The sequence below is a fragment of the Phyllobacterium calauticae genome (genome assembly GCF_019991125.1).
In the GTDB taxonomy this organism is placed as follows: Bacteria; Pseudomonadota; Alphaproteobacteria; order Rhizobiales; family Rhizobiaceae; genus Phyllobacterium; species Phyllobacterium calauticae.
Genome location: NZ_JAGENB010000001.1, coordinates 852,292 through 867,530, shown reverse-complemented (window position 1 = coordinate 867,530; position 15,239 = coordinate 852,292). Strand labels below are relative to the sequence as shown.

14 protein-coding genes are annotated in these 15,239 nt (G+C 58.7%); 11 read left to right on the top strand and 3 right to left on the bottom strand.

What is annotated here, in order from left to right; all coding sequences use genetic code 11:
• Positions 1 to 213 precede the first annotated feature (213 nt).
• Genes J1W56_RS04455 through J1W56_RS04445 form a run of 3 tightly spaced genes read left to right on the top strand, consistent with a single transcriptional unit; the run spans position 214 to position 3,175 of the window.
• Positions 214 to 1,164: a Bug family tripartite tricarboxylate transporter substrate binding protein gene (locus J1W56_RS04455; protein ID WP_223612068.1), complete on the top strand. Its 951-nt coding sequence runs from the start codon at positions 214 to 216 to the stop codon at positions 1,162 to 1,164.
• Entirely contained in the window at positions 1,161 to 1,643 is a 483-nt protein-coding gene (locus J1W56_RS04450; protein ID WP_223612066.1) for a tripartite tricarboxylate transporter TctB family protein, read from the top strand. The genes J1W56_RS04455 and J1W56_RS04450 overlap by 4 nt, the downstream gene beginning before the upstream one ends.
• 14 nt (positions 1,644 to 1,657) lie before the next feature.
• Positions 1,658 to 3,175: a tripartite tricarboxylate transporter permease gene (locus tag J1W56_RS04445; protein WP_105736718.1), complete on the top strand. Its 1,518-nt coding sequence runs from the start codon at positions 1,658 to 1,660 to the stop codon at positions 3,173 to 3,175.
• Between the two features lie 28 nt (positions 3,176 to 3,203).
• On the opposite strand, the gene J1W56_RS04440 is transcribed toward J1W56_RS04445, so the two are convergent.
• The gene (locus J1W56_RS04440) at positions 3,204 to 3,368 is read right to left on the bottom strand and encodes a hypothetical protein (protein WP_223612065.1); all 165 of its coding nucleotides are present in this window, start codon (positions 3,366 to 3,368) and stop codon (positions 3,204 to 3,206) included.
• Positions 3,369 to 3,780: 412 nt separating this feature from the next.
• Here J1W56_RS04440 and rimP point away from each other — a divergent pair, with 412 nt between their 5' ends.
• The 6 genes from rimP (at position 3,781) to truB (ending at position 11,092) form a co-directional block, all read left to right on the top strand.
• The gene (rimP, locus tag J1W56_RS04435; RefSeq protein ID WP_223612063.1) at positions 3,781 to 4,443 is read left to right on the top strand and encodes a ribosome maturation factor RimP; all 663 of its coding nucleotides are present in this window, start codon (positions 3,781 to 3,783) and stop codon (positions 4,441 to 4,443) included.
• A 63-nt stretch (positions 4,444 to 4,506) separates the two neighbouring features.
• Positions 4,507 to 6,108: a transcription termination factor NusA gene (nusA, locus tag J1W56_RS04430; RefSeq protein WP_223612061.1), complete on the top strand. Its 1,602-nt coding sequence runs from the start codon at positions 4,507 to 4,509 to the stop codon at positions 6,106 to 6,108.
• 31 nt (positions 6,109 to 6,139) lie between these two features.
• Entirely contained in the window at positions 6,140 to 6,781 is a 642-nt protein-coding gene (locus tag J1W56_RS04425; protein ID WP_404927914.1) for an RNA-binding protein, read from the top strand.
• Positions 6,778 to 9,549 (top strand): translation initiation factor IF-2, encoded by a 2,772-nt coding sequence (infB, locus tag J1W56_RS04420; protein ID WP_223612060.1) that lies wholly within the window; start codon positions 6,778 to 6,780, stop codon positions 9,547 to 9,549. The genes J1W56_RS04425 and infB overlap by 4 nt, the downstream gene beginning before the upstream one ends.
• Positions 9,550 to 9,643: 94 nt before the next feature.
• Positions 9,644 to 10,117: a 30S ribosome-binding factor RbfA gene (gene rbfA, locus J1W56_RS04415; protein ID WP_223612059.1), complete on the top strand. Its 474-nt coding sequence runs from the start codon at positions 9,644 to 9,646 to the stop codon at positions 10,115 to 10,117.
• On the top strand, positions 10,118 to 11,092 hold the full coding sequence (truB, locus tag J1W56_RS04410; RefSeq protein WP_223612057.1) for a tRNA pseudouridine(55) synthase TruB: 975 nt from the start codon (positions 10,118 to 10,120) through the stop codon (positions 11,090 to 11,092).
• Here the strand turns inward: truB and J1W56_RS04405 are convergent.
• Both J1W56_RS04405 and J1W56_RS04400 read right to left on the bottom strand, forming a co-directional pair.
• Positions 11,089 to 11,436: a gamma-glutamylcyclotransferase family protein gene (locus tag J1W56_RS04405; RefSeq protein ID WP_223612055.1), complete on the bottom strand. Its 348-nt coding sequence runs from the start codon at positions 11,434 to 11,436 to the stop codon at positions 11,089 to 11,091. The genes truB and J1W56_RS04405 overlap by 4 nt on opposite strands.
• Positions 11,437 to 11,474: 38 nt before the next feature.
• Entirely contained in the window at positions 11,475 to 12,242 is a 768-nt protein-coding gene (locus J1W56_RS04400) for a class I SAM-dependent methyltransferase (protein WP_223612053.1), read from the bottom strand.
• Positions 12,243 to 12,549: 307 nt separating this feature from the next.
• Here J1W56_RS04400 and rpsO point away from each other — a divergent pair, with 307 nt between their 5' ends.
• Entirely contained in the window at positions 12,550 to 12,819 is a 270-nt protein-coding gene (rpsO, locus tag J1W56_RS04395; protein ID WP_105736700.1) for a 30S ribosomal protein S15, read from the top strand.
• Positions 12,820 to 13,033: 214 nt separating this feature from the next.
• A complete protein-coding gene (gene pnp, locus J1W56_RS04390) occupies positions 13,034 to 15,178 on the top strand; it encodes a polyribonucleotide nucleotidyltransferase (RefSeq protein ID WP_223612051.1) in 2,145 nt (714 codons plus the stop codon).
• The last annotated feature ends 61 nt before the right edge of the window (positions 15,179 to 15,239 follow it).

The following is a 15,239-nucleotide window of genomic DNA, read 5'->3' as shown; positions in this document are numbered from 1 at the left end:
GCCGGTCTTCCCCAATACGTGACAGCTTCCAGACAGTTTTCTCCTGTCAATCTGAGCATGAGGAGACCGCTGGGAGGCTGTCCTATAGTTTATTGGTGTACGTTGAATTGCGCGCTTGGCGTCAGTTCATGGCTTTGACTGTTGCCGCCTCCCGGCTTCTTCAAAGAACCAGCAAAACAGACGGCGGAATGCTGTCACGGGAGGATTTCTACAATGCGTAAAATGTTGCTTGCTTTCGCCGCTGCCGGCGCGATGATTGTGTCGGGTTCGGCCTTTGCTGCCGACTACAAGATCATGGCACCGGCTGCGCCCGGCGGTGGCTGGGATCAGACCGCCCGTACCATCCAGTCCGTGCTGCAGGATGAGAAGATTTCCGGAAGCGTTCAGGTAGTCAATGTTCCCGGCGCCGGCGGCACCATTGGTCTTGCCCAGTTTGCCAATTCGGCAAAAGGTGATCCTGCGCAGCTGATCGTCGGCGGTTACGTCATGGTCGGCGCCATCCTGACCAATGCGTCGCCGGTCAATCTCAGCCAGGTTACCCCCATCGCCCGGCTGACCGGCGAATTCGAAGCGCTGGTTGTCCCCGCAGCGTCGCCCATCAAGAACATGGCCGATCTCGTGGAAAAGCTGAAGTCCGATCCAGGTTCGGTGTCGTGGGGCGGCGGCTCGGCTGGCGGTACGGACCACATCACGGCGGGCCTGATCGCCAAGGCAGCGGGTGTTGACCCGACCAAGGTCAATTATATCGCCTTCTCCGGCGGCGGCGAAGCGCTGGCTGCCATTCTCGGCAATCAGGTGACGGTGGGTATTTCCGGTTATGGTGAATTCGAATCGCAGATCAAGGCTGGTACGCTGCGCATTATCGGCATTTCCAGTGATGCGAAGGTAGCAGGCGTCGATGCACCGACGTTCAAGGAGGGCGGCATTGATGTGGCCATCCAGAACTGGCGCATGGTTGCTGCGGCCCCCGGCATTTCCAAAGAACAGGAAGCTGTGATCAGCACCGATGTCGAGAAGATGGTGAAGTCGAAGGCGTGGCAGGATCAGCTTGCCACCAAGGGTTGGGCAGACACCTATCTTGCAGGTGATGCGTTCAAGACGCAGCTGGCGAAGGATACCGAAGCAACATCGGCAATCCTGAAAGATATCGGCCTTGTAAAATGACAAACAACGTGTCCGCATCCGCAACGCGCCGCCCTGATCGGGCGGCGCTTGTTGTAGCCGTCGTTCTCGCCCTGGTTGCGGCTGTCATTGTCTACAGCACCGCGACCGCCCACGGCGGAAGCACCACGCGCATCGGTCCCGGCGCATTTCCCTACACCATATCCGGCTGTCTTTTCGTGCTGTCCGTCTGGACCGGCATTGAAGCCTGGCGCGGGGATTTTCCCGAGCGCGAAGCGCAGGAGTTTGGCCCTGTCATCTGGATTGTCGGCGGGCTTGCCGCGCAGATGCTGCTCCTGAACACGGTCGGCTTTTCCATTGCAACCGGCATATTGTTTGCAGCAACAGCCCGCGGTTTTGGCAAAAGGCCGCTGTGGAAGACCATTCCGATCGGGATCGCCCTTTCTTTCGTCGTCTGGATCATTTTCGCCAAGGGGCTGCAATTGTCGCTTCCTGCCGGGCCGCTTGAGCACCTCATTTAAAAGGCATCACAGCCATGGATACATTTACACTCCTCGCCCACGGCTTTCTGGTCGCGCTGGAGCCGATGAACCTGTTTTACGCGCTCGTCGGTGTCACGCTCGGTACCGCTGTCGGCGTTCTGCCCGGCATCGGGCCGGCGCTGACGGTGGCGCTGCTTTTGCCGGTCACCTACAAGCTTGACCCGGCGGGTTCACTCATCATGTTTGCCGGCATTTACTATGGCGGCATGTATGGGGGCTCGACCACGTCGATCCTTTTGAACACGCCGGGGGAAAGCGCTTCCATCGTCACGGCGCTTGAGGGCAACAAGATGGCCCGCGCCGGCCGCGGAGGCCCTGCGCTGGCAACGGCCGCCATCGGTTCCTTCGTTGCCGGCCTGATCGCAACGCTTGGGCTTGCGCTGATTGCGCCGACAATCGTCAAATTTGCCCTGTCGTTCGGTCCGGCCGAATATTTTGCCCTGATGATCCTGGCGTTCATGACCGTATCCGCCGCCTTCGGCGATTCAACCCTGCGCGGGCTCACGGCGCTCTTTCTCGGGCTTGCCCTCGGATTGGTTGGTATCGACCTCCAGACCGGGCAGGCGCGGCTGGCTTTCGGTATTCCCGACCTTCTGGATGGTGTGGAAGTCACCACCCTTGCTGTTGCCCTGTTTGCAATCGGCGAGACCCTCAGTGTCGCGGCTGCCCGCTACGGCGGGGATGAAAAGATCGAGCCGGTCAAGGGATCGGTGTGGATGAACAGGGAAGACTGGTCGCGGTCATGGAAACCATGGCTGCGCGGCACGATCATCGGTTTTCCGATCGGCGCCATGCCGGCGGGCGGCGCCGAGATCGGTACATTCCTGTCCTATTCGGTGGAGAAGCAGCTGGCGAAGAAGCCGGAGGAATTTGGCCATGGCGCCATTGAAGGTGTGGCAGGTCCGGAAGCTGCCAACAATGCATCGGCTGCCGGAACACTGGTCCCGCTGCTGACGCTTGGGCTGCCGACGACGGCAACCGCAGCGATCATGCTGGCCGGTTTCCAGCAGTTCGGTCTGCAGCCCGGACCGTTGCTGTTCGCCACCAATCCGCAGATTGTCTGGGGATTGATCGCCAGCCTTCTCGTTGCCAATTTCATGCTGCTGGTGCTGAATCTGCCGATGATCGGGCTCTGGGTGCGCTTGCTGTCCATCCCGAGGCACTGGCTCTATGCCGGCATTCTCGTGTTTGCCACGCTTGGCACCATCGGCGCCAACCCGTCGACATTCGAGCTTGGCATGCTGCTGGCATTCGGTGTCATGGGGTATATTCTGCGCCGGTTCGGTTATCCGATTGCGCCGGTTGTGGTCGGCCTGATCCTCGGGCCGATGGCCGAGCAGCAATTGCGGCGCGCATTGGCGATCAGCCAGGGCGACGTTACCGTGCTGGTCGGGTCGCCCATTGCGATCATTCTGCTGGTGTTGGCGGTCTGTGCCGTGGTCGTGCCACTGATTTTGCGGGCACGGGGCAAAGGCAAGGTACTGTCGCAGCTTGCTGCGAACGAGGACTGATCAGTGATCAGCCCAGTCCACCGGGATATTAATTCCGGTGGATCGTGCTGAACTGAACAGGGTCAATGCCAAGATTGTGCAGATCCGACGGGATCGGCTGATGACCGAGGCGTGTTGCAGAAGCAACAGCAACGGCACTGCCGAATACGTTGAGAAAGCGGCTGATCTTGTAAGGCATATGTCTCTTGGTCATGGCTCATTCCTTTCGCAGTTATATTGCGATGCAGCATAGATAGGGGAGTTGGCTCGAAAGGGTTAGGCCCCGCAGCGCACGGCAGCCATGCGAAAATGCATTGCGGTGGCATGAATTCGGCATTTTCGGCCCTTACAAAACCCTGAATCCATTTGTTTGGATGATTTTTGACCAATCCGGCATATCGCCGTTTGAACGGCCGGCCCTTGCAACGCGGGAAGCGGTATGTGCGGCTGCATGCGGCGTTGAAATCGCCGAACTGTGGCGGACGCGCAGAAATTCGTCACAGAGCTTGAAACTCTCCCCTCATTTCGATATATAGAAGTCATATTCTTGGTCGATAGAACAGGGGTGGGTCCACACAGGTCCCGCTCTTTTTTGTTTCTTGGGGCCGAAACAGGGAAAATTCTGCGTGACAGACGGCACCAAAACAGAACACCAAGCGGTTGAAACAACCGCGCATGAAGAGCGCATTATCACCGAGACGGGCGTCGATGCCCGTATTGCTGGTATTATCGAGCCAGTGCTGGAATCCATTGGTTTCCGCCTTGTGCGTGTTCGGCTTTCCGGCCTGAACGGCCTGACCTTGCAGATCATGACGGAACGTTTCGATGGCACCATGACCGTCGAGGATTGCGAACTGGTCAGCCGGACGATGTCGCCGGTTCTCGATGTGGAAGACCCTATCGACCGTCATTACCACTTGGAAGTATCGTCGCCGGGTATCGACCGCCCGCTGGTGCGCAAGTCGGATTTCAACACGTGGTCCGGTCATGTCGTCAAGGTTGATACATCTGCGGTTCTGAGCGGGCGCAAGAAATTTCGCGGCCGCATCGCTGCCGTTACCGATGACAGTGTCACGATAGAAAGCGATCAGGCGAGTTATGGTGATGAGCCGGTGATCGAGGTGCCATTCGAGTTGATCTCGGATGCACGGCTCATTTTGACGGACGATCTCATTCGCGATGCCTTGCGTCGCGACAAGGACTTACGCGAAGGCCGGATTCCCGAGGAGGGCGCTGTATCGCCTGACGACGCCGAATCCGCTGAGCGGGAACAGACAAAACAGGATTGATCTTCATACGCCGCGGGAGAAGCGGTGCGATGAACCCCCAAGGGGAACTTCAAGGAGAAAGACATGGCAGTCAGTGCAAACAGGCTAGAACTTCTGCAGATCGCCGATGCGGTGGCCCGCGAGAAGTCGATTGACCGCGAGATCGTCATTGCGGCAATGGCCGATGCCATTCAGAAAGCCGCGCGTTCGCGTTACGGTCAGGAAACCAATATCCGCGCCGATATCAATGCCAAGACCGGCGAGATCAAGCTGCAGCGCCTGCTGGAAGTTGTCGAAGATGTTGAAGATCCGGTGACGCAGATCAGCATGGATGCCGCGCGCGACCGCAATCCCGATGCACAGCCCGGCGATTTCCTTGCCGATCAGCTGCCGCCGATGGATTTCGGCCGTATTGCCGCCCAGTCCGCCAAGCAGGTTATCGTGCAGAAGGTGCGTGAAGCCGAGCGTGACCGCCAGTATGACGAATACAAGGATCGTGTCGGCGAAATCATCAATGGCAGCGTCAAGCGCGTCGAATACGGCAATGTGATCGTCGATCTCGGTCGTGGTGAAGCCATTGTCCGCCGCGACGAACTGATCCCGCGCGAAACATTCCGCTACGGGGACCGTGTTCGGGCCTATGTCTATGACGTGCGCCGCGAACAGCGCGGCCCGCAGATTTTCCTGAGCCGCACTCATCCGCAGTTCATGGCGAAGCTCTTCACCATGGAAGTGCCTGAGATTTATGACGGCATCATCGAAATCAAGTCGGTTGCCCGTGATCCCGGCTCGCGCGCCAAGATTGCGGTGATTTCCCGTGATTCCTCGATCGATCCTGTCGGTGCCTGCGTCGGTATGCGCGGTTCGCGCGTTCAGGCTGTCGTCGGCGAGTTGCAGGGCGAGAAGATCGACATCATTCCGTGGTCGCCTGAACCGGCGTCCTTCATCGTCAATGCGTTGCAGCCGGCGGAAGTTTCCAAGGTTGTGCTTGATGAAGATGCGGAACGTATTGAAGTTGTGGTTCCGGATGACCAGCTATCCCTGGCAATCGGTCGTCGCGGCCAGAATGTGCGCCTTGCATCGCAGCTGACCGGCTGGGATATCGATATCCTCACCGAGCAGGAAGAGTCGGAACGCCGCCAGAAGGAATTCGTCGAACGCTCCAACCTGTTCATGGAAGCGCTTGATGTCGACGAGATGGTCGGTCAGGTTCTTGCATCGGAAGGTTTTGCCAGCGTCGAGGAAATCGCCTATGTGGATGGCGATGAAATTTCCTCCATCGATGGTTTCGATGAGGAGACGGCAAGCGAAATCCAGCAGCGCGCCCAGGAATATCTCGGCCGCATCGAAGCTGAACGTGATGCCCGCCGCAAGGAATTGGGTGTTTCGGATGAACTGCGCGATCTGCCTGGCATGACGAATGCCATTCTGGTTGCTGTCGGCGAAGACGGCGTCAAGACGATTGAAGATTTCGCCGGTTATGCGGTGGATGAACTGACCGGCTGGCGTGAGCGCAAGGATGGTGAGACAATCAACCATCCCGGCATTCTCTCGGCTTTCGAAGTCAGCCGTACCGATGCGGAGCAGATGGTTCTGACAGCGCGCCTCAAGGCCGGCTGGATCACCGAAGACGATCTGGTTGCTGTTGAGACGGATGAAGTGCCGGACGAAGAGGTCGCTGGCTGAGAGCGAGAGGCCTTTGTACGTGGAACCGGAAATGAATGACAGGACATGCATTGTCACGCGCGAAGGCGGTTCTGTCGATGACATGATCCGGTTCGTCGCAACCCCGGACGGGGCGGTTGTCGCTGATTTGAAGCGCAATCTTCCCGGGCGGGGGTGTTGGGTGAAGGCCCAGCGGCGTTATATTGATGAAGCGGTCAAGCGAAAGCTCTTCCCGCGCGCATTGAAAACCAATGTGACTGTCCCGGACGATTTCGGGTTGGTTGTTGAGCAGATGCTGGTAAAATTCGCGCTTGGCAGTTTTGGGTTGGCGCGCAAGGCCGGTGTTGTGGTAACAGGGGCCGCAAAAGTGGACTCAGCTATCCGCAACGGCACCGCAGCGATGGTTCTTCATGCCCGTGAAGCAGCGGAAGATGGCATCCGCAAGCTTGACCAGGCCCGCCGTTCGGTAGTTTATGCCGGCGGACCGGAAATTCCCGCCCTTTCATTGTTTGAAAGCAGTGAAATGGATTTGGCACTAGGCGGGGTAAATGTGATACATGCTGCCGTACTCAAGGGGAAGGCAGCTGCCGGGTTCGTCGAGCGAGCTTGGCTGCTACAGCATTTTCGCGATGGCCGTACGGATCTGGCCGACGCTAAAGCGGCATCTGCCGCGAAGGAAACGGAAACGGAATGAGCGATACAAAATCGACAGACGACAAGACGCTTGGCGTCAATAAAAAGACCCTGACCCTGAAGCGGCCTGGCGTTGAACAGAGTACTGTGCGTCAGAATTTCAGTCATGGCCGCACGAAGTCTGTTGTCGTTGAAACCAAGAAGCGCAAGTTTAGCCTTCCGGATCAGAAGCCGGAGGTAACGCCTCCTGCTGCGCCTGCACCGGCAACACCGGCGCCAGCATCCGCGGCACCTGCTCCTTCTGCACCGGTTGTGCGCCCGGCGGCCCCCCAGCCGGCCCCTGCACCCGTGCAGGCGACGACATCAACTGCTGCTCCTGCGCCAGCGCCGCGTCCGGCGGCTCCTGCGCCAAGCACGTCTGCAGCTTCTGCATCCGCGAGCGCGCGTCCCGCTGCTCCGGCACATTCGCAGCGGCCTGCCCAGCAGCCCTACCGTTCATCGCGTCCGAACGACCGTTCGGGTATGGTGCTGAACACATTGTCGACCGCCGAGCTTGAAGCCCGCCGCAAGGCACTCGAGGGTTCAAAAGTTCGTGATGCGGAAGATCGTGCGCGTGCGGCCGTCGAAGCTGCCCGCCGTGCGGAGGAAGATGCTTTGCGCGCCAAGGAGCGCGAAGAATCCGCCCGCCGCCAGGCCGAAGAAGAAGAGCGCCTGCGCAAGGAAGCCGAAGCCAAGCAGCGTTCGGAAGAGGAAGCCCGCAAGCGCCAGCCTGAAACCGCGAAAGCGGCTGAAGATACCGCTGCGCCGAAGGGTGCCGTCCGCAAGCCCGTCGCTGACGAGGAAGAAGAACGTCGTGGTCCTGCGGGTGCCCGCCGTGGCAGCAGTGCCGCTCCGGCAAAGCCGGAAGTGCGCACACCCAAGGTTGTCAAGGGCGAAGACGAGCGTCGTCGCGGCAAGCTTACCCTGGGTACGGCGCTGAACGATGAGGGCCGCAGCCGTTCGCTGTCCGCGATGCGCCGCCGCCAGGAAAAGTTCAAGCGTGGCATGCAGCAGGACACCCGCGAGAAAATCGCGCGCGAAGTCATTCTGCCGGAGACCATCACCATTCAGGAACTTGCACAGCGTATGGCCGAGCGTTCGGTTGACGTCATCAAGTTCCTGATGAAGGAAGGCCAGATGATGAAGCCGGGCGATCTGATCGACGCCGATACGGCTCAGCTGATTGCCGAAGAATTCGGTCATACGGTTCGCCGCGTTGCGGAATCCGACGTTGAAGAAGGTATCTTCAACGTGCAGGACGACGAAGGTGCGTTCGAATCCCGTCCGCCTGTTGTCACGATCATGGGTCACGTCGACCACGGCAAGACATCGCTGCTCGACGCCATCCGCAAGGCCAATGTGGTGTCCGGTGAAGCCGGTGGCATCACGCAGCACATCGGTGCCTACCAGGTCGAGCAGAACGGTCACAAGATCACGTTCATCGATACGCCCGGTCACGCCGCCTTTACGGCGATGCGCGCACGCGGTGCACAGGCCACGGATATCGCTATCCTTGTGGTTGCCGCCGACGACAGCGTGATGCCGCAGACGATTGAATCGATCAACCATGCCAAGGCAGCGGGTGTTCCGATCATCGTGGCGATCAACAAGATCGACAAGCCGTCCGCCGATCCGCAGAAGGTCCGCAATGGCCTGTTGCAGCACGAAGTCTTCGTGGAATCGATGGGCGGTGAAACACTCGACGTGGAAGTGTCGGCGAAAACCGGTGCTGGTCTCGACAAACTGCTCGAAACGATCCTGCTCCAGGCTGAAATTCTCGACCTGAAAGCCGATCCTTCACGGACGGCCGAAGGTGTGGTCATCGAAGCCAAGCTCGACCGCGGTCGTGGTTCGGTTGCGACCGTTCTCGTCCAGAAGGGCACATTGCGTCCGGGTGACATCATCGTTGCCGGCAGCGAATGGGGCCGTGTCCGCGCCCTCGTCAATGATCGCGGTGAAACGGTCAAGGAAGTCGGTCCGGCAACGCCGGTCGAGGTTCTGGGTCTTCAGGGCCCGCCACAGGCTGGCGATCGCTTTGCCGTGGTGGAAAACGAAGCTAAGGCCCGCGAGATTTCTGAATACCGCACGCGTCTTGCCCGTGAAAAGGCAGTGGCACGTCAGGCTGGCTCGCGCGGCTCGCTCGAACAGATGATGAGCCAGTTGCAGGTCACCGGCCTGAAGGAATTCCCGCTGCTCATCAAGGGCGACGTGCAGGGTTCCATCGAAGCCATTGCCGGTGCGCTGGACAAACTCGGAACCGACGAAGTTCGGGCACGCATCATCCATTCGGGTGCTGGCGGCATCACCGAGAGCGATATTGCTCTTGCCGAAGCCTCCAATGCTGCGATCATCGGCTTCAACGTGCGTGCCAACAAGCAGGCACGTGACCTGGCCGAGCGTGAAGGCATCGAGATCCGCTACTACAACATCATCTACGATCTGGTGGATGACGTGAAGGCAGCCATGTCCGGCCTGCTGTCGCCGGAACGCCGCGAAACCTTCCTCGGCAATGCGGAGATCCTCGAGGTCTTCAACATTACCAAGGTCGGCAAGGTTGCGGGTTGCCGTGTCACGGAAGGCAAGGTCGAACGTGGTGCAGGCGTACGCCTTATCCGCGACAACGTTGTCATTCACGAAGGCAAGCTCAAGACGCTCAAGCGCTTCAAGGACGAAGTGTCCGAAGTGCCTGCGGGTCAGGAATGCGGTATGGCGTTCGAGAACTATGACGATATTCGCGCAGGCGATACGATCGAAGCGTTCCGCGTCGAACACATTACCCGCACACTTTGACGCCAAGCCCTTGCGAGGGCAGCGTTTAAATCATCGATAACAGGATCGCCGGAACAAAAACCGGCGATCTCCTGTATCTTGGGATACGATAAATATGTCTCGTTTTGCCTCATCGTCCGGCCCCTCACAACGCCAGTTGCGCGTCAGTGAGCAGGTGCGTCACGCGGTTTCTCAGGTGCTTCAGCGCGGTGACGTGCGTGATGACACGCTGGAAAACGCCGTTGTCGCCATTTCTGAAGTGCGCATGTCGCCGGATCTCAAGATCGCCACCTGCTTTGTCTCGCCCATTGGCGCGAAAGACAGCGATGCGGTGATTGCCGCGCTGAACCAGCATGCGAAATTCATCCGCGGCCGGGCAGCGGCCTATCTGAAGCAGATGAAATACATGCCGGAGTTCCGGTTCCGCATCGACTCGAGCTTTGACAACTACGCCAAGATCGATGCGCTGCTGCGCAAGCCCGAGGTGACCCGCGATCTCGATGATCATCACGATCACGATGATGATCATGACGATCCCAATCCCGGCGATGTGCCGGGACATGGCCCTGACGGCAACGGAAACAATTGAATGTCGAGACAGCGCAAGAAAAAAGGCCGGCCCGTATCCGGCTGGCTGATCTTTGACAAGCCGAAGGGCATGGGCTCGACCGAAGCCGTCTCCAAGATCAAGTGGCTGTTCAAGGCTGAAAAAGCCGGACATGCCGGAACGCTCGACCCCCTCGCATCTGGCATGCTGCCGATCGCGCTGGGCGAAGCGACGAAGACCGTCCCCTATGTCATGGACGGCACCAAGATTTACCGCTTCACGGTCACGTGGGGGGCTGAACGCACCACGGACGACATGGAAGGCGAGATCACCGTCACATCGGAGCATCGTCCGGACGAGGCATCGATCAAGGCCATTCTTGCCAGATATACCGGTGTGATTCAGCAGATTCCGCCAAAATTCTCCGCCATCAAGATTGCCGGCGAGCGCGCCTATGATTTGGCACGCGGCGGTGAAGACGTGGAAATTCCTTCGCGCGAAGTCGAAATCGACCGGCTCGAACTGATTGAACAGCCCGATGCATCCACCGCGATTTTCGAAGTCGAATGCGGCAAGGGCACCTATGTCCGCTCGCTCGCCCGGGACATGGGGCGGGATCTCGGTTGTTATGGTCATATCTCCGATCTGCGCCGCATTGAAGTTGCTCCCTTTGACGAACAGGATTTCGTCACGCTCGAAGAACTGGAAGCGGCCCATCCGCCGGCGCCTGCCGAGGGTGAGGAAGGGGAGGACCGTTCCTACGAAGCCATCGAGGCGCGTTTCTCGGTGATGGATGCATTCCTGATCGATACCGGCGCCGCGCTGGAGAGCCTGCCGCAGGTCGCCCTCTCCGACGATCAGGCGCACCGTATCCGCATGGGCAACCCGGTCATCCTGCGTGGCCGCGACGCGCCGGTGGAGGCTGACGAAGCCTGCGTGACGAGCAAGGGTAAGCTTCTTGCCATCGGCTTCATCGAACAGGGTCAGTTCAAGCCCAAGCGCGTTTTCACCGCTTAAGCTTTTACGTAAACCCAGGCATCGGTTCCTGATTTCAACCGCACTTCGATGCGTTTGTAATCGGACACTTCGTAGGCGTCCGCCGCAGCGAGTTCGCTCGCCGTGATCTTGAAAACCGTCCCCGCGACCTCGTCGCCGGAATCGCCGCTTGGCACGACGATGGGATGGAAATTGCTGCCGCTGGCACGGATGACATCGGGATCGGTGATTTCGATCATCGATTGCCTGAAACCTGGCATCGCATCCGGCGTACCTTGCAGAAGGCGGCCGAAGGAAGACAGCTGGACACCCTCCTGCTGCAGGGTTCCGTAGGAAAACAGATGGATCGCCGGTGTATCATTCATGCTGTGCTCCTCTGGCGCTTCGTCCTTATTGGCGAATATCATTCCTTGATGCAACTGTAGGCTGCGGTGTCGTAGGGCAGGGTGACCTCCGCTTTTCCGGCGAGCGTCGGTTCGTTTGCGATAAGGGTGCGAACGTCGGCGGCAACCCGTTCCTGTTTCTCCGGCGGCAGGGCGGCGATGAAGCTGGTCGACAGCACCCGGTTGACGATGACGTCTTCTGGCGCACCGGTATGGTTGTTGGAAAAGTGATGTTCCCTCAACGCGCTGAAGCCATTGAACGGAAAAGGCTTTTTCCACTCACCGGTATGGTGCCGCGGCGTGTCGCCTTCGTAGGGCGCAAAGATATCGGCGAGTTTTGCCACCCAGGGAATACGCGCGTCCCGCGTGTTCCACACCAGCCCGAGACTGCCGCCGGGTTTGAGCACCCTGTGGATTTCCGTGAGTGCGGCTTGGGTGGCAAACCAGTGGAATGCCTGCGCACAGACGACCGCGTCCACGGATGCATCGGCAAGAGGGATCGATTCGGCTGTGCCTGATTTGGCCGAAATCTCGGGATGTTCATCGGTGAGTTTTTGCAGCATTTCGGCAACGGGTTCAACGGCGATGACCGCAGCGCCTGTCGTCATGAGCCGGCGCGTAAACTTGCCGGTTCCGGCGCCGAGATCGACAACGGTCTTACCGGGTTCCAGATCCAGTTCATCGCGCAGCCATGCATCGAGCGCCGGCGGATAGTCCGGACGGCCCAGGACATAGCTGTCGGCCTTAGCGGCAAAACCCGTGGCAGCGGCGTGATGAATGGTGTTCATGATTTTACTCCGGATCATTGGCCCGCCAACCAGTATGGAAAGGCGGATTGGCGGAATCGGGGCGGGCAGGGATATGCCATGCTCACGCCGCAGTTCCCGTCTAATATAAGATGGCAAAATGTATATGACCGTTTTGCCCCCGGTTCGACAGCTGAAAAGCGGTCGAATCATTTGCGGCTGGTAATTTGTCACATTTTCGACTATACGGCCCGCAGCGACAGGCTTTGCCTGCCGCTTTAACCGGCCCCCGCTGGACGACATCCCGGCCGTGGGCATCCCGTTTTCCCTTCAAAAGAAAGGACATACGATGTCGATTACCGCTGAACGCAAGCAGGCACTGATCTCTGAATACGCAACGAAGCCAGGCGACACCGGTTCCCCGGAAGTCCAGGTTGCAGTTCTGACAGAGCGCATTGTCAACCTGACCGAGCACTTCAAGGACCACAAGAAGGATAACCATTCCCGCCGTGGTCTTCTCAAGCTCGTCTCGACGCGCCGCAGTCTCCTTGACTACCTCAAGGGTGTAGACGAAGGCCGCTACCAGACGCTGATCGAAAAGCTCGGCCTGCGCCGCTAACGGATTGGACCGGCGGGTGCGTTCAGTCGCTCCGCCGGTCTCTGTTTATCCCCGATAGGGATGAACGCTACCATGAGGCAGGTCATGGGGCAGGATTGCAGGCAACTCGGCCATACGAGTTGCACGTTGTCTTGCCCGTGATTGGTCTGAAACGAAACGGGCGAAACATGCTGCATCAAAGGGATGCGCGTATTTCCCCACTGAAGGACAAGATATGTTTAATCAACACAAAGTTGAAATCGAATGGGGCGGTCGTCCGCTCATTCTGGAAACGGGCAAGATTGCCCGCCAGGCTGACGGCGCAGTTCTCGCCACCTACGGCGAAACCGTCGTTCTCGCCACCATTGTTTCCGCCAAGGAACCAAAGCCAGGTCAGGATTTCTTTCCGCTGACCGTAAACTACCAGGAAAAGACCTACGCAGCCGGTAAGATTCCAGGCGGCTACTTCAAGCGTGAAGGCCGTCCGAGCGAAAACGAAACACTGGTTTCGCGCCTGATCGACCGTCCGATCCGCCCGCTCTTTGCCGATGGCTACAAGAACGACACACAGGTTGTCCTGACGGTTATCCAGCACGACCTCGAAAACAATCCTGACATCGTTTCGCTCATCGGTGCTTCCGCAGCGCTGACACTGTCCGGTGTTCCATTCATGGGTCCGATCGGCGGCGCACGCGTCGGCTACATCGGCGGCGAATACAAGCTGAACCCGACCATCGACGAAATGGTTGAGTCGAGCCTCGATCTCGTTGTTGCCGGTACAGGCGAAGCCGTTCTGATGGTTGAATCGGAAGCCAAGGAATTGGCTGAAGACGTCATGCTCGGTGCCGTGATGTTTGGTCACAAGAGCTTCCAGCCGGTTATCGACGCGATCATCAAGCTTGCTGAAGTTGCTGCAAAAGAGCCACGCGATTTCCAGGCAGAAGATCTTTCTGCTGTTGAAGCTGCGGTTCTCAAGGTTTGTGAAGCCGATCTGCGCGCTGCCTACAAGATCACCGACAAGCAGCAGCGTTATGCCGCTGTTGATGCGGCCAAGGCAAAGGTCAAGGCACACTTCTTCCCGGAAGGTGTTGAAGAGCCGGAATTCTCCGCCGAACAGATCGCAACCGTGTTCAAGTCGGTTCAGGCGAAGATCGTTCGCTGGAACATCCTCGACACGGGCGGCCGTATCGATGGCCGCGACCTCTCGACGGTTCGTCCGATCGTATCGGAAGTCGGCCTTCTGCCGCGCACCCACGGTTCGGCCCTGTTCACCCGCGGTGAAACACAGGCCATCGTTGTTGCAACGCTCGGCACCGGCGAAGACGAGCAGTATGTCGACTCGCTGACCGGCATGTACAAAGAAACCTTCATGCTTCACTACAATTTCCCGCCCTATTCGGTCGGTGAAACAGGTCGCATGGGTTCGCCCGGCCGTCGTGAAATCGGTCATGGCAAGCTCGCCTGGCGCGCTATCCATCCGGTTCTGCCTGCCAAGGAACAGTTCCCCTACACGCTGCGCACGGTTTCGGAAATCACCGAATCCAACGGCTCGTCCTCAATGGCGACTGTCTGCGGCACATCGCTTGCCCTGATGGATGCCGGTGTTCCGCTGCTCCGTCCGGTTGCTGGTATTGCCATGGGCCTGATTCTCGAAGGCGAGAAGTTCGCTGTTCTGTCCGACATCCTCGGCGACGAAGATCACCTCGGCGACATGGATTTCAAGGTTGCCGGTACTGAAAGCGGTATCACTGCCCTGCAGATGGACATCAAGATCGACGGTATCACCGAAGAGATCATGAAGGTTGCTCTGGGTCAGGCAAAGGACGGCCGTCTGCACATCCTCGGCGAAATGGCCAAGGCCATCACCGAAGGCCGTTCGGAACTCGGCGAATTTGCACCGCGCATCGAAGTCATGAACATCCCGACCGACAAGATCCGTGACGTTATCGGTTCTGGCGGCAAGGTCATTCGTGAAATCGTCGAAAAGACCGGTGCGAAGATCAACATCGAAGACGATGGCACGGTCAAGATCGCGTCCTCCTCTGCCAAGGAAATCGAAGCCGCTCGCAAGTGGATTCATTCGATCGTTGCTGAGCCTGAAGTCGGCGAAATCTATGAAGGTACGGTCGTCAAGACCGCAGACTTCGGCGCATTCGTCAATTTCTTCGGTCCGCGCGATGGTCTGGTCCATATTTCCCAGCTCGCTTCCGAGCGCGTTGCCAAGACCTCCGATGTGGTCAAGGAAGGCCAGAAGGTCTGGGTCAAGCTCATGGGCTTTGACGAACGTGGCAAGGTTCGCCTGTCGATGAAGGTTGTCGACCAGGAAACGGGCAAGGAAATCGTTCAGGAAAAGAAGCAGGCTGAAGAAGACGCTGAATAAGCCTCTTGCTTTGACGTGATGAAAGCGCGCCCCCGTGGCGCGCTTTTTTCTTGGCGGGGTT

Excerpts from the sequence above, each read along its gene's own strand:
- J1W56_RS04450 (WP_223612066.1), top strand. The coding sequence starts at position 1,161 with ATGACAAACAACGTGTCCGCATCCGCAACGCGCCGCCCTGATCGGGCG.
- nusA (WP_223612061.1), top strand. The coding sequence starts at position 4,507 with ATGGCAGTCAGTGCAAACAGGCTAGAACTTCTGCAGATCGCCGATGCG.
- rpsO (WP_105736700.1), top strand. The coding sequence starts at position 12,550 with ATGTCGATTACCGCTGAACGCAAGCAGGCACTGATCTCTGAATACGCA.
- J1W56_RS04455 (WP_223612068.1), top strand. The coding sequence starts at position 214 with ATGCGTAAAATGTTGCTTGCTTTCGCCGCTGCCGGCGCGATGATTGTG.
- pnp (WP_223612051.1), top strand. The coding sequence starts at position 13,034 with ATGTTTAATCAACACAAAGTTGAAATCGAATGGGGCGGTCGTCCGCTC.
- J1W56_RS04445 (WP_105736718.1), top strand. The coding sequence starts at position 1,658 with ATGGATACATTTACACTCCTCGCCCACGGCTTTCTGGTCGCGCTGGAG.
- infB (WP_223612060.1), top strand. The coding sequence starts at position 6,778 with ATGAGCGATACAAAATCGACAGACGACAAGACGCTTGGCGTCAATAAA.
- rbfA (WP_223612059.1), top strand. The coding sequence starts at position 9,644 with ATGTCTCGTTTTGCCTCATCGTCCGGCCCCTCACAACGCCAGTTGCGC.
- J1W56_RS04425 (WP_404927914.1), top strand. The coding sequence starts at position 6,140 with ATGAATGACAGGACATGCATTGTCACGCGCGAAGGCGGTTCTGTCGAT.
- J1W56_RS04440 (WP_223612065.1), bottom strand. The coding sequence starts at position 3,368 with ATGACCAAGAGACATATGCCTTACAAGATCAGCCGCTTTCTCAACGTA.
- truB (WP_223612057.1), top strand. The coding sequence starts at position 10,118 with ATGTCGAGACAGCGCAAGAAAAAAGGCCGGCCCGTATCCGGCTGGCTG.
- J1W56_RS04405 (WP_223612055.1), bottom strand. The coding sequence starts at position 11,436 with ATGAATGATACACCGGCGATCCATCTGTTTTCCTACGGAACCCTGCAG.
- J1W56_RS04400 (WP_223612053.1), bottom strand. The coding sequence starts at position 12,242 with ATGAACACCATTCATCACGCCGCTGCCACGGGTTTTGCCGCTAAGGCC.